At 69.3% G+C, this 15,166-nt stretch carries 11 protein-coding genes; 10 read left to right on the plus strand and 1 reads right to left on the minus strand.

The genetic code is table 11. The features are described 5' to 3' along the window. Positions 1-4 precede the first annotated feature (4 nt). The 5 genes from PSS76_RS09035 to PSS76_RS09055 are packed head-to-tail and all read left to right on the plus strand — an operon-like array spanning position 5 to position 5,811. The gene (locus tag PSS76_RS09035) at positions 5-655 is read left to right on the plus strand and encodes a potassium-transporting ATPase subunit C (RefSeq protein WP_064057655.1); all 651 of its coding nucleotides are present in this window, start codon (positions 5-7) and stop codon (positions 653-655) included. Beyond that, positions 633-3,206 carry a sensor histidine kinase gene (locus PSS76_RS09040; protein WP_337456118.1) on the plus strand — a complete coding sequence of 858 codons (2,574 nt, stop codon included), beginning with the start codon at positions 633-635 and terminating at the stop codon, positions 3,204-3,206. Before PSS76_RS09035 ends, PSS76_RS09040 begins: the two co-directional genes overlap by 23 nt. After that, positions 3,203-3,883 carry a response regulator gene (locus PSS76_RS09045; RefSeq protein ID WP_005512090.1) on the plus strand — a complete coding sequence of 227 codons (681 nt, stop codon included), beginning with the start codon at positions 3,203-3,205 and terminating at the stop codon, positions 3,881-3,883. Before PSS76_RS09040 ends, PSS76_RS09045 begins: the two co-directional genes overlap by 4 nt. A gap of 58 nt (positions 3,884-3,941) precedes the next feature. Beyond that, positions 3,942-5,384, plus strand: a complete 1,443-nt coding sequence (locus tag PSS76_RS09050; protein ID WP_013416583.1) for an alanine/glycine:cation symporter family protein — start codon at positions 3,942-3,944, stop codon at positions 5,382-5,384. Beyond that, positions 5,377-5,811, plus strand: coding sequence for an OsmC family protein (locus tag PSS76_RS09055; protein WP_064057653.1), 435 nt, complete (start codon positions 5,377-5,379; stop codon positions 5,809-5,811). The genes PSS76_RS09050 and PSS76_RS09055 overlap by 8 nt, the downstream gene beginning before the upstream one ends. 53 nt (positions 5,812-5,864) lie before the next feature. On the opposite strand, the gene PSS76_RS09060 is transcribed toward PSS76_RS09055, so the two are convergent. Then, a complete protein-coding gene (locus tag PSS76_RS09060) occupies positions 5,865-7,166 on the minus strand; it encodes an HNH endonuclease signature motif containing protein (protein WP_084845785.1) in 1,302 nt (433 codons plus the stop codon). Positions 7,167-8,063: 897 nt separating this feature from the next. On the opposite strand from PSS76_RS09060, the gene PSS76_RS09065 reads away from it, so the two are divergent. The 5 genes from PSS76_RS09065 (at position 8,064) to ftsY (ending at position 15,161) form a co-directional block, all read left to right on the plus strand. Further along, entirely contained in the window at positions 8,064-9,014 is a 951-nt protein-coding gene (locus PSS76_RS09065; protein ID WP_443147371.1) for an SMP-30/gluconolactonase/LRE family protein, read from the plus strand. Positions 9,015-9,022: 8 nt separating this feature from the next. Next, positions 9,023-9,304, plus strand: coding sequence for an acylphosphatase (locus tag PSS76_RS09070; RefSeq protein ID WP_013416579.1), 282 nt, complete (start codon positions 9,023-9,025; stop codon positions 9,302-9,304). Positions 9,305-9,326: 22 nt separating this feature from the next. Further along, a complete protein-coding gene (gene smc, locus PSS76_RS09075; RefSeq protein ID WP_337456120.1) occupies positions 9,327-12,929 on the plus strand; it encodes a chromosome segregation protein SMC in 3,603 nt (1,200 codons plus the stop codon). A gap of 67 nt (positions 12,930-12,996) precedes the next feature. Continuing rightward, complete coding sequence (locus PSS76_RS09080; protein WP_013416577.1) at positions 12,997-13,530, plus strand: glutathione peroxidase; 534 nt, start codon at positions 12,997-12,999, stop codon at positions 13,528-13,530. Positions 13,531-13,646: 116 nt separating this feature from the next. Next, positions 13,647-15,161, plus strand: a complete 1,515-nt coding sequence (gene ftsY / locus PSS76_RS09085; RefSeq protein WP_221285548.1) for a signal recognition particle-docking protein FtsY — start codon at positions 13,647-13,649, stop codon at positions 15,159-15,161. Positions 15,162-15,166: the final 5 nt, after the last annotated feature.

A 15,166-nucleotide genomic window follows, 5' to 3' on the forward strand; every position in this document is an offset into this window, starting at 1 on the left:
GCCAATGAGATTCGCTATCGGTTTCCTCAAGCAGGTGTGGGCGGGGCTGCTCGTCCTCCTTACGCTCACGGCGATCCTCGGGGTGCTGTATCCGGCCGCCGTATGGGGCGTGGGACGCATCGCCTCGGGGTCCGCGGAGGGCTCTCCGGTCCACGACGCCGCGGGGTGTGTCGTGGGCAGCCGCTGGGTCGGCGTCGATCCACAGGTCCCGGCCGGCGAGCCGGATCCGTTCTTCCACAACCGGGTCGTCGGCTCGGTCGCGGACGAGGACCCGTTCGCACCCGGTGACCCTGCAGCGGCCCTGCCCGGCAATCAGGGCCCCAGCAGCGAGGTGCTGGCCGGGTTCGTCGAGGCGCGCCGGGCAGCCGTCGCCGAGCGGGAGGGCGTGCCTGCGCGGGACGTCCCCGTCGACGCGGTCACCGGGTCCGGCTCCGGCATCGATCCCCACATCTCACCCGCCTACGCGCAGCTGCAGGTGCCGCGCGTCGCCGCGGCCACAGGCCTGGGGGAGGACCGGGTCCGAGAGCTCGTGGCCGAGCACACCGAGGGCCGTCAGCTCGGTTTCCTCGGTGCCGAGCGCGTCAACGTGCTCGAACTCAACGTCGCGCTCGGACTGACCGCACCCGGATGCAATGCGGTCCCCGCGGGTGAATGATGGCGTTGTGAGCAGTCCCGAGCAGCACCGCGCGCCGCGCCGTGGTGAGCTGCGCATCTATCTCGGTGCGGCGCCGGGCGTCGGCAAGACGTACGCGATGCTCGGGGAGGCGCACCGGCGCCTCGAACGTGGTGGTGACGTGGTCGCGGCCGTGGTGGAAACCCACGGCCGCGCCCGCACCGCCGAGCAGGCCGCCGGACTCGAGCTGATTCCACCGAAGTTCGTCGAGTACCGCGGCACGGCGATGCCCGAACTCGACGTCGAGGCCGTGCTGGCGCGGCGGCCGGCGGTGGTGCTCGTCGACGAACTCGCCCACACGAACACCCCGGGCAGCCGGAACGAGAAGCGCTGGCAGGACGTCTACGAGCTGCTCGACGCCGGGATCGACGTACTCTCGACCCTCAACGTCCAGCACCTCGAAAGTCTCAACGACGTGGTCCAACAGATCACCGGTGTGACTCAGCAGGAGACGGTGCCGGACGCTGTGGTGCGGGCCGCATCGCAGGTGGAGCTCGTCGACATCACCCCGGAAGCGCTGCGACGCAGGCTCTCTCACGGAAACGTGTACTCCGCCGAGAAGGTCGATGCGGCGCTCGGCAACTACTTCCGACGCGGAAACCTCACGGCGCTGCGCGAACTCGCGTTGCTGTGGGTCGCGGACCAGGTGGACGCCGCCCTCGCCAGGTACCGCGCCGAGAACAAGATCACCGACACGTGGGAAGCACGCGAACGCGTCGTCGTCGCCGTAACCGGGGGTCCCGAATCCGAAACCCTCGTACGGCGCGCGAGCCGTATCGCCGGCAAGGCGAGCGCGGAACTGATGGTGGTGCACGTGGTCCGCGGCGACGGCATCGAAGGGGTGTCCGCCGCCGAGATGGGGAAGGTGCGCAAGCTCGCCACGAGCATCGGCGCGAGCCTGCACAGCGTGGTCGGCGACGACGTCCCGACCACGCTGCTCGAATTCGCCCGCGAGGTCAACGCCACCCAACTCGTCATCGGGACGTCCCGGCGGTCGCGGTGGGCCCGGATCCTCGACGAGGGGATCGGGGCAGCGATCGTCCAGCAGTCCGGGAAGATCGACGTGCACATGGTGACGCACGACGAGGCCGCGACCCGGCACCGGATCTCGTTCCTCGGTCGCGGCGAACGGCGCGCGGTGTCGTGGCTGGCCGCCGTCGTCGTCCCGTCGATCGCTGCCGCCCTGATGGGGCTGATCGACCGGGTGGCGGGGGTCGGCGGACAGAACGCGTTGTTCTTCGTCGTCGTGCTCGTGGTGTCACTGCTCGGCGGCGTCGGGCCCGCGATCCTGTCCGCGTTGATCTCGGGCCTGCTGCTCAACTATTTCTTCACCGCCCCGCTCTACAGCTTCACCATCGCCCAACCGGACAACTTCATCACCACCGTCGTGCTGCTGGTGGTCGCGGTCGCGGTGGCGATCCTCGTCGACGCGGCGGCCAAACGGTCGCGCGAAGCCAGACGGGCGTCGCAGGAGGCCGAACTGCTGGCGCTGTTCGCCGGCTCGGTGTTGCGCGGCGCGGATCTGCCCGCGCTGCTCGAGAAGGTGCGTGAGACGTACTCGCAGACCGGGGTCAGCGTCGTCCGGCGCGGGGAGGGCGTCGTGAGCGCGGCGGGGGCGTCGGCGCCGAGCACCGTCGACGAGGCCGGCACGGTGTGCGAGGTGAGCGACGGCGAATACGCCCTGCTGCTCGCGGGCGAAGAACTGGGCGCCCGGGACCGCAAGGTCCTGTACGCGGTCGCGAATCAGGCCGTGGGCCTGATCCGGCAGCGGCAACTCGCCGAGGAAGCCAGCAAGGCGCAGGCCCTCGCGGAGGCCGACCGGCTGCGTCGGTCGCTGCTCTCCGCCGTCAGCCACGACCTGCGCACCCCACTCGCCGCGGTCAAGGCCGCGGTGTCGAGCCTGCGCAGCGACGACGTCGAGTTCTCACCCGAGGACACCGCGGAACTGCTCGCCACCGTGGAGGAGTCGACGGACCAGCTGACCGCTCTCGTCGGCAACCTGCTCGATTCCTCGCGTCTGGCCGCGGGCGTCGTGAAACCGACGCTGCGCCGGGTGTACCTCGAGGAGGTGGTGCACCGGGCGTTGGTCGGCGCGGGGTTCGGTGGGCCCGGGTCCGCACGACGGGTCCGGGACCAGGTGAAGGTCGAGGTGGGCGACGCCGCGGTGATGGCGGACGCCGGCCTGCTCGAGCGTGTGATCGCCAACCTCGTCGACAACGCGCTGCGATACGCGCCCGACGAGCCGGTTCGGATCGGAGCGGCTCGCGCGGGCGACCACATGACGATCACCGTCGCCGACACCGGACCGGGATTGGTGCGAGGCACCCACGAGCAGGTCTTCGACGCCTTCCAGCGACTCGGCGACCGCGACAACACCGTGGGCGTGGGCCTCGGGCTGTCGGTGGTCAAGGGGTTCGTCGAGGCGATGGGCGGCACGGTCGGGGTGACCGACACCCCCGGCGGTGGACTGACGATGATCGTGGAACTGGATGCGGCACCCGCGGGTGCCGGGGAAGTGGAAGGGGCCCGATGACGCGGGTGCTGGTGGTGGACGACGAGCCGCAGATCCTGAGGGCACTGCGGATCAATCTCAGTGTCCGTGGCTACGAAGTGACGACCGCGTCGACCGGGGCGGCGGCGCTGCGGGCGGCAGCCGAGCGGCACCCGGAGGTGATCGTCCTCGATCTGGGCCTGCCGGACATGGACGGCATCGAGGTACTGGCGGGTCTGCGCGGGTGGTGCACGGCGCCGGTGATCGTGTTGTCGGCCCGGACCGACTCGTCGGACAAAGTGGAGGCGCTCGACGCGGGGGCGGACGACTACGTCACCAAACCGTTCGGGATGGACGAGTTCCTCGCGCGCCTGCGGGCCGCGGTCCGGCGCGGCGCGGCGGCCGCGGAGACCGGTGAGCCCGTCGTCGTGACCGATTCGTTCACGGTCGACCTGGCCGCGAAAAAGGTCACCCGTGATGGGGCCGAGGTGCACTTGACGCCGACCGAGTGGGGCATGCTCGAGATGCTCGTCCGGAACAAGGGCAAACTGGTGGGGCAGAAGGAACTCCTCCGCGAGGTGTGGGGTCCCGCGTATGCCACCGAGACGCACTATCTGCGGGTTTACCTCGCACAACTGCGTCGCAAGCTCGAGGTCGACCCGTCGAAACCGCGGCATCTGCTGACCGAGACCGGTATGGGGTATCGGTTCCAGGTGTAGCAACTAACGGTCGGTTCGCGACTGGCGGACCGGACGAGCGTCCCGCATAGTCGCTGATGTGGACTCGCTCGTGGAACTGGTCACCGACGTCAACGATGCGTACTGGTACGCAGTAATCGTGCTGCTGGTCGGGCTCGGCCTGTACTTCACGGTGCGGTCCCGGTTCGTCCAGATCCGGTTGCTGCCGGACATGCTCCGATCGGTCACCGAGCCGGCCGAGACGCTGCCCGACGGGGAGAAGGGGATCTCGGCGTTCCGCGCCTTCTCGATCTCGGCGGCGTCGCGGGTGGGCACCGGCAACATCGCCGGCGTCGCGATCGCGATCAGCGTCGGCGGACCCGGCGCGGTGTTCTGGATGTGGGTGATGGCCCTCATCGGCGCCGCCACGGCGTTCGTCGAGTCGACGCTGGCGCAGGTCTACAAGATCCGCGACAAGGACGGAGGCTTCCGGGGCGGACCGGCCTACTACATGCTGCACGGACTGCGCCGTCGCTGGATGGGCGTGATCTTCGCCGTCATCATCACCGTCACGTACGGCTTCGTCTTCAATGCGGTGCAGACGAACTCGATCGTCGACGCGGTGTCCACCTCCGTGGGCGAGGACTCCCGCGCACTGAGCATCGTCGTCGGGCTCGTGGTCGCGGGTCTGACGGCTGCTGTGATCTTCGGTGGGGTGCGCCGGATCTCGGCCGTGTCGCAGGTGGTGGTCCCGGTGGTCGCGGGCGCATATCTGGTCATCGCTCTGATTGTGGTGGCGCTCAACATCACCGAGGTGCCCGGCATGATCCGGCTCGTTGTGGAGAACGCCTTCGGCATCCGTGAGGTGGTCAGCGGCGGATTCGCGGCCGCGTTCATGCAAGGCATCCGACGGGGGCTCTTCTCGAACGAGGCGGGCATGGGTTCGGCCCCCAATGCCGGTGCGACGGCCGCTGTCTCACACCCGGTCAAGCAGGGTCTGGTGCAGAGCCTGGGCGTCTACTTCGACACGTTGCTGGTCTGCACCGCAACGGCGTTCATCATCCTGCTGTCGAACCCGGACTACGGGACCAAGGCCGGCGCGTCACTGACGCAGAACGCACTCAGCGCGCAGCTCGGCGGCTGGACCGTGCACTTCCTGACCTTCGCGATCTTCTTCCTCGCCTTCACGTCGGTGATCGGCAACTACTACTACGGCGAATCCAACATCGAGTTCCTCACGGGAAGCCGACGCGTGCTGCAGGGGTTCCGGGCGATCGTCGTGGTGTGTGTGTTCGCCGGGGCCGTCGGATCACTGCCATTGATCTGGGCGCTCGCCGACCTGGTAATGGGTGTCATGGCTACCGTGAACCTGGCCGCACTGCTGCCGCTGTCGGGTGTCGCGTTCCTGCTGTTCGGCCACTATCGACGTCAGCGCGCGGAGGGCAAGGACCCGACGTTCCACCGCGACGAAGTGCCGGAGATCTCGGGCATCCAGGTGTGGGACGAGGCACCGGAAGATGGCAGGATCTCCACTCATGGCTGAACAGACTCCCGCACCCACGCCCACCGAACTCTGGGTCGAGCGCACCGGAACCCGCCTCTACACCGGACGTAGCTCGCGTGGCGCCGAGGTCCGGATCGGATCGGAGTCGGTGGAGGGCGTATTCACCCCCGGTGAACTGCTCAAGATCGCGCTGGCCGCGTGCTCGGGAATGAGCTCGGACTTCCCGCTGTCGCGCCGTCTCGGTGACGACTACGACGCCACCATCCGCGTGTCCGGCGCGGCCGACCGGGAGAACGAGGTGTACCCGCAGCTCGACGAGGTTCTCGAACTCGATCTCAGCGAACTCGACGTAGAAGCCCAGGATCGACTGGTCGCGCTCGTCGAGCGTTCGGTCGACAAAGTCTGCACCGTCGGCCGCACGCTCAAGGCCGGCACCAAGGTGACGTTGACGATCAAGCGCGACTAGAGCACGCCTGGTCGACGCCTGCCGTCCTGGGTGACGGCAGGCGTCGACGGTGCCTACGCCGCCCGGGGTCCGGCGCGATTGTGGGCGGGGATGGGTTTCTTGTAGGTATCCACGGTCGACGGTGGGGTGAACCACGGCTTTCTGTCCGGGCCTATGTGGACTTCCCAGTGGCTGTGATGCAGTAGCTGGTGGTGGTAGCGGCAGAGTAGGACGAGGTTGTCGAGGTCGGTGGGTCCGCCGTCGGCCCAATGTGTGACGTGGTGGCCTTCGCAGTGGGCGGGCACTGCGCCGCAGCCGGGGAAGGCGCAGCCGTGATCGCGGGCGATGAGTGCCCGCCGTTGCTTCTTCGACACAGTCCTACTGGTGCGGCCCAGATCGATCGGGACGCTGTCGCTCATGACGATCGGCGTGAGGTGGCAGTCGCAGGCCAATCTGCGGGCGGTCGCGATCGACAGTGGTCCCAGGTGTGGCATGCGGGCGATGTCTTTGTCGCCGAACAGGTCCGGATCGCCGTCCGAGCCTGTCCACTCGTGGTCCGCGTCGGCACGCGCGAGGTCCTGCGCGTTCACGTGCAGGGATAGATGGGGTCGCTCGCCACCCTCGATGGGCGCCTCGCCCGAGTCGAGGTAGCGGTGCAGAATCTCTGCGAACGCATCGGCCCGCTGCCGCGCCGGGGTGCGGGCGCCGGCGGGGTCGTCCATCGGGTTGCGCGGCTTGGTCAACGTCGACAGGGCGGTCAGGAGCATCTCTCCGGTGACTGCGTCGAGATCACCCTTGACTGCAACTCGCCCGTTCAAGGTCTTCGACGCATGGAACTCGTTGCGTTCGGTGTCCTCGCTGGGTGGCAGTTCGTCGGATTCGAAGATCCGCTCGAGCCGGGAGATGCAGGTGCGGACGGTCATGGTGGTTGCAGTGGTTCCGGAGGCGCTGTCCAGCAACACCTTCCGGCAGGAATCCAACGCTTCGTTCGGCATGCCGCGGGGTGGGGTTTCGCAGAACTTCCCGATCAACGCCGCATGCTCGGCCGATATATCGCCGGAGTTGAAGGCGTCAGCGATCTCGGGCTGCCGGCTCAGCATCCTGCCCAACGCGAGGATCCGGGCTGCGGCCGGCACTTCCAGCAATGTGTTCGCGGCCAGCCACTGCTTGACGCTGCGGAAGCCGAGGGTGTCGAACGAGACTGCGCGCTCGTCGATTTCGGAGACCATCGCGACCCGCAATGCCTCGAGGCGTTCGATCTCGCGGGTGACTTCGAGAGTGTTCTGCAGCAATGTGATTTCGGTGAGCAGGCGCACGTCGTCGGGCTGCAGCGCGGTAGCTGCGATGCCCGTGTCGTTGAGTCCCCCCGGATTCATGATGCAAGCTTAGTTCGAACTGATGTTCGAGTCAATGGATGTGGCTGTCGCAGCCGGACGTGATCGCAGGGTTCCTGCGTGTGGTGTCAGGCGTCATCGTGTCCGAAACATCGGGCTCCTGATCTTGGTGTAGGTCGACGGGGGTCGACCCACACCTCGGTAGGCCCGCCCGGACAGCGGCACGGCATGTGGAAGCGGAACTGAAACCGGCTACGGCACAAACGCTCACACCTGATCGACCCTCCGAAGCGGGCAAGGCACACTGGCATACCATGCAGCCCAGTTCAAAACGTAGCTTGCGGGGAGGGGCTTGCTCTGCAGTGCTCTCGGCCCCTGTCGCGGCCGGCTTGACAGCCCTGGTGTGGCAGTTCCCCGTAGCTATCGCCGGCACCGCCGGCCATTCCGTAGGGGCTGCAATCGGAGCGGCGGTCACCATGGTCGCGTTCATGACGTTGTTCTCAATCTTCGGCGGTGTGCTCGCCATCGGATTGGTGGGAGCTGGGGCCGGCTACCTCGTACGGCACTTCCGGCCTGGATCGCCGCAGATTGCCGGTATCGCTGTTGGTTGTGCGTCGGCGTTGGTGGTTGCTGTCGCAGATGTATTCCTGACCGGTCGTTAGAACTCGGGGACCGGGTTGGACTGGGCGGATTCGACGATTACGTTGGTCGTCCGCGTCTGGGGTCGCGACAGTTCGGGACTGGTCGGTTGGCGTGAGCATCCGCCGACCGTGCGCTCGGGATTCACGCCGGATGATGCCGATCGAGTCGCCCGCGCATGGCATACAGGTGATCCGGACCGATCCGAGGTCCTGGTTCGACGGCGTTGTGCGGGTCGATTCCGATCCCTGCAGGCTCGACGTCTGCAACAATCGCGCCCTCGGCCCGGAACGGACGGACATGGGGGACATTGTGCGGAGTCAGCGAAGGGTGCGGCTCGGAGTTCTTGCGCTTGCGGCGGCAGCAGTCACGACACTGCTGACAGGGTCGCCGGCGTCGGCCCAGTCGTCGAGTGACGGGATCGGTTGTCCGCGTTGGGACGTCGTGACGATCGCGTCCGGCTACGGGATGCTCGAGAACCTTGCGTTCGACGGTCGCGGTTCCATGCTGCTGTCGGATTCGTCGATGACGGCGCCCGGCGCTGTGCGCACGCTCGACGCGTCGGGTGCGCGGGGAACGCTCGCCGATCCAGTGAACGGTCCGGGTGGGCTGGCCGTATCCGGCGACGACGTGTACTTCACCACCGGTAACAGCGCGGTTTCCGGGCTCTTGAACATCGCTGACGGCACCGTCGACGTGGTGAACCTGGTGAGCCGCGAGCGCCGAACCGTGGCCGGCGGTCTCGTGATGCCCAACGGTCTCGCCCGACTCGGCAACGGCGACCTGCTCACCACCCACAACCTGGGAACCCCCGGACTCACCCGGATCCCCGCGGACCGCCCCGGCACGTCCGAGCGCGTGCGCACCGACCTGGGCACGGTCGACGGGATCGCCGGCGACGGTGAGCGCGTGTACCTGACGACGTCGTTCGACCCGGTCAGCGAGCTGAAGGTCCTCTCCGCGTCGGATCTGCGTGGCCCGGTCCGACCGATCCCGCTGCCCGGCATCGGTCCGCTCAACGTCGCCGACGACCTCACCGTCGGCCCGGACGGCGCCGTCTACCTGGCGTACAACGTCGCGGGCAAGGTGCTGCGGGTGGATCCCGTCGCGGGTACGAGTTGCGAGATAGCGTCGGGGCTCATGTTGACGTCGGCCGTGAAGTTCGGTGCGGGTCCCGGATGGGACAGCCGCGCCCTGTACGCGGTGGGCTTCGACGGCGCCGTCCGGAAGCTGACACCGCCCGTCGGATAATGGCAGCCATGACTTCCGACACCGAACGCCTCACCGCCTGGGTTCACGGCTACGTCCAGGGTGTCGGCTTCCGGTGGTGGACGCGGGCACGTGCCCTCGAACTCGGGCTGGTCGGCCACGCCACCAACCACGCCGACGGGCGGGTGCTGGTGATCGCCGAGGGCCCGCGCCCGCAACTCGAGCGGCTGCTCGAGCTGCTGCGATCGGGACAGACGCCGGGAAACGTGACGCTGGTAGTCGAGCACATCGACGCGGCACGCGGAGGCCTTTCCGGATTCGTCGAGCGTTGATCCGCCGGTAGAGTCCACCGTCATGCACCTGAAGAGTCTGACGTTGAAGGGCTTCAAGTCCTTTGCGTCCGCAACGACTCTGCGGTTCGAGCCGGGCATCACGTGTGTCGTGGGACCCAACGGCTCCGGCAAGTCGAACGTGGTCGACGCCCTCACCTGGGTGATGGGGGAGCAGGGCGCGAAGGCGCTGCGCGGCGGCAAGATGCAGGACGTCATCTTCGCCGGCACCGCCGGGCGGGCCCCGCTCGGCCGCGCCGAGGTGACGCTCACGATCGACAACTCCGACGGCGCCCTGCCCATCGAGTACTCCGAGGTGTCCATCACACGACGGATGTTCCGCGACGGCGCCGGCGAGTACGAGATCAACGGCAACTCGTGCCGCCTGATGGACGTGCAGGAACTGCTCAGCGACTCCGGTATCGGCCGGGAGATGCACGTCATCGTCGGGCAGGGTCGGCTGTCCGCAATCCTCGAATCGCGTCCCGAGGACCGGCGCGCGTTCATCGAGGAGGCCGCGGGCGTTCTCAAACACCGCAAGCGCAAGGAAAAGGCGGTCCGCAAGCTCGACGCGATGCAGGCCAACCTCGCGCGGCTCACCGACCTCACCGCCGAGTTGCGCCGACAGCTCAAACCGCTCGGTCGCCAGGCCGAGGTCGCGCGACGCGCACAGACCGTTCAGGCCGACCTGCGCGACGCGCGGTTGCGGCTGGCAGCGGACGACCTCGTCACACGCCGGGCCGAACTCGCCCACCAGACTCACGACGAGAAACTCGCCCGCGAACAGCAGGAGACGGTGCAGGCGGCGCTCGAGGCGGCGACTGCCGAACTCGGTGGACACGAGCAGGCGCTGGCCCGCCTGACGCCGCAGGCCGAGGCGGCGAGCCAGACGTGGTTCCAGCTGTCGGCGCTGGCGGAGCGGGTGAGTGCGACCATCCGGATCGCGCAGGAGCGCGCGCGGCACCTCGACAGCGAACCGGAACCCGGCCGCGGCCAGGATCCCGACGAGATGGAGGCCCGGGCCGAGCGGATCGCGGCGGAGGAGGCCGAACTGATCGCCGCCGTCGACATCGCGCGCGCGACGCTCGAGGCCGCACGCGAACAACTCGCCGAGCGTGAGGAGGCGTCCGCGGAGGCCGAACGCGCTCACTTCGCGGCGGTGCGGGCGATCGCGGATCGCCGCGAAGGGCTGGCACGACTGGCGGGGCAGGTCGACACCTTGCGTACCCGTGCCGAGTCCGTGGACGCCGAGGTGGCCCGGCTCGACGTGGCAATCGGCGAGGCCCGTGAACGCGGCGACGCAGCGCAACGTGAATTCGACGCGGTCGAGGCAACCGTCGACGACCTCGACGCCGGGGAACTCGGGCTCGACGGCCACCACGAGCGCGCGGTCGAGGCACTCGACCTGATCACCGCGCGGGTCACCGAACTGCAGGCCGCCGAACGCGACGCCGGCCAGGATGTGGCGTCGCTGAGAGCGCGCATCGACGCGCTGTCGATGGGGCTCGAACGCAAGGACGGCGGCGCCTGGCTGCTCGAGCACCACACCGATCGCGAGCTCACCGGCCCCGTCGCCGAACTGCTCCGCGTCGACCCCGGCTACGAGGCCGCGGTCGCCGCGGTGATGGGTCCGGCGGCCGACGCGATCGCCGCAGAATCTGCCGCCGCCGCGGCGGCGGCCGTGCAGGCACTGCGCGCCGCCGACGGTGGCCGGGCTGCGATCCTGCACACCGCCGAGCATTCCGACGTCGCGCCGCGTCCGGACCTTCCCGAGTCGGCGACGTGGATCGCCGACAACGTGCACTGCCCCGAATCGCTGCGCGCCGCAGTCGATGCCCTCCTCGATCGGGTGGCCGTCGTCGATTCGCTCGACGCGGCAACCGAAATCGTGTGCCGGCAGCCGTCCCTGCGGGCGGTGACCCGGGACGGCGATCTGGTCGGAACCGGTTGGGTCACCGGCGGATCCGATCGCCGTCCGAGCACTCTCGAGGTGCAGGCCGCGATCGACGCGTCGACGTCGGCACTCGAGGCGGCCGAGCGACGTTCCGAGGAACTGGCAGCTGCCCTCGCCGGCGCGGTCGCCGAGCAGGCCAACCGCGCCGAGGTCGCGGAGCAGGCGCTGGCCGCTCTGCACGAGTCCGACGCCAACATGTCCGCGGTCTACGAACAGCTGGGGCGCCTGGGGCACGTTGTCCGGGCGGCCCACGCCGAGTCGGAGCGGCTGCTCGCGCAGCGGGCCAAGGCGGAGAGCGGGCGGGAGGAGACGCTCGCTGCGCTCGCCGAACTCGAGGAGCGGTTGCGCCGCGCGGAGGACGAACAGTCCGGTGCCGCGGCCGACTCGGGCAGTACTGCGCCGACGGATTTCGAACGGGAGGCCGCCGCGGCTGCGCTCACCGAGGTACGTGCCATGGAGGTCGAAGCCCGGCTCGCGGTGCGCACCGCCGAGGAGCGAGCGGAATCCGTTCGGGGCAAGGCTGATTCGCTGCGTCGTGCGGCCCAGGCCGAACGCGAGGCCCGAGCGCGGGCCGAGCGGGCGCGGCAGGCCCGTCGAACCGCCGCCGAGGTGGCGGCCGCAGTGGCCTCGGCCGGGCAGAAGGTGGCCGACCGTCTCGACCGCGTCGTGGCGGACGCGGTGGCACACCGTGACGAGCTGAGCCGCCTGCGCGCCGCGCACACCGAACAGGTCGAGGCGGTCAAGGAGCGCGTCCGGCAGCTCACCGCCCAGATGGCGGCACTCACCGATGCGGTCCACCGGGACGAGGTGGCGCGGGCGCAGGCGGCCCTGCGGATCGAGCAGCTCGAACAGACGATTCTCGAGCAGTACGCAGTCAACCTCGACGATTTGATCGCCGAGTACGGGCCCGACGTCGCGCTGCCGCCGTCGGAACTCGAGATCGCGGAGTACGAGCAGGCCCGCGAGCGCGGGGAGCAGGTCACCCGGCCCGCGCCGGTGCCGTACGACCGCGCCTCCCAGGAGCGCCGGGCCAAGCGCGCCGAGAAGGACCTGGCGACGCTCGGCAAGGTCAACCCGCTCGCGCTCGAGGAGTTCGCGGCGCTCGAGGAGCGGTACAACTTCCTGTCCACCCAGCTCGAGGACGTCAAGAACGCGCGCAAGGACCTGCTCGGGGTGGTCGCCGACGTCGACGCCCGCATCCTGCAGATGTTCACGGAGGCGTACGCGGACGTCGAACGCGAGTTCGTCGAGGTGTTCGCGAAACTCTTCCCGGGCGGCGAGGGCCGTCTGGTGCTCACCGACCCGTCGGACATGCTCACCACCGGCATCGAGGTGGAGGCCCGGCCGCCGGGCAAGAAGGTCAAGCGGCTGTCGCTGCTGTCCGGTGGCGAGAAGTCGCTCACCGCGGTCGCGATGCTGGTCGCGATCTTCCGGGCCCGGCCGTCGCCGTTCTACGTCATGGACGAGGTGGAGGCCGCGCTCGACGACACGAACCTGCGGCGCCTGATCGGGTTGTTCGAGCAGTTGCGGGAGAAGTCGCAGCTGATCGTGATCACCCACCAGAAGCCGACGATGGAGGTCGCCGACGCGCTGTACGGCGTCAGCATGCGCGGCGACGGCATCACCACCGTCATCTCGCAGCGCCTGCGCGGTCAGGACCTGGTTGCCGGGTGAACCCGGCACCGTCATTCACGTGCGTGCACCCCGCACGACCCCACCGAACTACATGGGAGAACCATCGATGAACGCCCACAACTTCCCCGTCCAGACCGCCGACGGCGCCACCGAGGATCTCAGCGCCCACAAGGGCAAGTTGCTGCTGATCGTCAACGTGGCGAGCAAGTGCGGCCTCACGCCGCAGTACGAGGGCCTCGAGGCGCTGCACCGCGCCAACAAGGACAAGGGCCTGCAGGTCGTCGGCTTCCCGTGCAACCAGTTCGGCGACCAGGAGCCGGGCGACGACGCCGAGATCCAGCAGTTCTGCAGCGTCAACTACAACGTCACCTTCCCGGTGTACGCCAAGCTCGAGGTCAACGGCGACGACGCACACCCGCTGTACCAGTACCTGCGCGCGCAGGCCCCCGGTGACTTCGGCCCGGACCACGGCTTCCTCTACGAGCACGTCAGCAAGACCCGCCCCGAGGCGATCGGCACCGACGAGGTCAAGTGGAACTTCACGAAGTTCCTCGTCGACCGGGACGGCGAGGTCGTTCGCCGCTTCGAGCCGACCGTCACCCCGGAGCAGATCGCCGACGAGATCGCCGCCCTGCTCTGACGGCCCGACGTGACACCCGAGGAGCCGCTCCTCGGGTGTCACGGACCGATCTCGCCACGCCCCGCCGGACTTGCCCGGAGGCGTCACGGACGCGGGCAGCCTGACAGGATGTCGGTGTGACTACCGGAGCCTGGATAGCAATAGCGGCCGTACTGGCCGTCCTCGTCGTGGCGCTCGTCGTCGGCCTGACCCTGGCCCGCCGTCGCCGCATCAGCCTCACCGCGGCGCCCGAGAAGCCCGAGCTGACGGAGCAGCCGAAGGACCGTTCGGGCGGATACCAAGCCGGTGGCGGCTTCAACTTCAGCCAGGGGCCGTCGGCCACCGCGCCGCCCAAGGTGCCGCCGGCCGCGCCCAAGCCGCCGGTCGTTCCGCCCAAGCCCCCGGTCGCGCCGCCCAAGCCCCCGGTCGCGCCGCCGGTTCCCCCGACCACGCCGGTACCGGAGGCGAAGCCCACCGTCACCCCGGAGCCGGTCGCCGAGCCGGAGGCTCCCGCCGCTCCCGAGCCCGTCACCCCCGAACCGGTGGCTCCGCCGGAGCCGGTGGTCGAACCTGCACCCGCACCCGAGCCCGTCGTCGAGCCGGAGCCTGCGCCGGAGCCGGCCGTCGAGCCGGAAGCCGCGCCGGAGCCCGTCGTCGAGCCGGAGCCGGTGGTCGAGCCGGAGCCGGTGGTCGAGCCGGAGGCTGCTCCCACTCCCGCGATCGAGGAGATCGAGCCCACCGCGGGCCGGCTCGATCGCCTGCGCGGTCGGCTGTCGCGCTCGCAGAACGCCGTCGGCAAGAGCCTGCTGGGCCTGCTCGGTGGCGGCGACCTGGACGAGGACTCGTGGGAGGAGGTCGAGGACACGCTGCTGATCGCCGATCTCGGCACCGCCACCACCGTCAAGGTCGTCGAGCGGCTGCGCGAGGAGATGGCGTCCCGCGGTGTGCGCACCGAGGCGGAGGCCCGGGCGCTCCTGCGCGAGGTCCTCGTCGAGGAGTTGCGTCCCGAGATGGATCGCTCGATCCGCGCCCTTCCGCACGGCGATCATCCCGCCGTGCTACTCGTCGTCGGCGTCAACGGCACCGGCAAGACCACCACGACCGGCAAACTCGCCCGGGTCCTCGTCGCAGACGGCCGACGCGTCCTGCTCGGCGCCGCCGACACCTTCCGTGCGGCCGCGGCCGATCAGTTGCAGACATGGGCCGAGCGCGTGGGTGCCGAGGTCGTTCGCGGACCCGAGGGCGGCGACCCCGCGGCCATCGCGTTCGATTCGGTCGCCAAGGGCATCGAGGACGGCGTCGACGTCGTGCTCATCGACACGGCCGGTCGTCTGCACACCAAGACCGGCCTGATGGACGAGCTGGGCAAGGTCAAGCGCGTGGTCGAGAAGAAGGCGGCCGTCGACGACGTGCTGCTGGTCCTCGACGCCACCGTCGGACAGAACGGCCTGATGCAGGCCCGCGTGTTCGCCGAGGTAGTGGACATCACCGGCGTCGTGCTGACCAAGCTCGACGGCACCGCCAAGGGTGGCATCGTCTTCCAGGTCCAGCACGAGCTGGGCGTTCCGGTGAAGCTCGTCGGTCTCGGCGAGGGCGCCGACGACCTCGCTCCCTTCGAGCCGGAGGCCTTCGTCGACGCGCTGCTGGGCTGACCGGC

Source organism: Prescottella sp. D32, from assembly GCF_037287305.1.
In the GTDB taxonomy this organism is placed as follows: Bacteria; Actinomycetota; Actinomycetes; order Mycobacteriales; family Mycobacteriaceae; genus Prescottella; species Prescottella equi.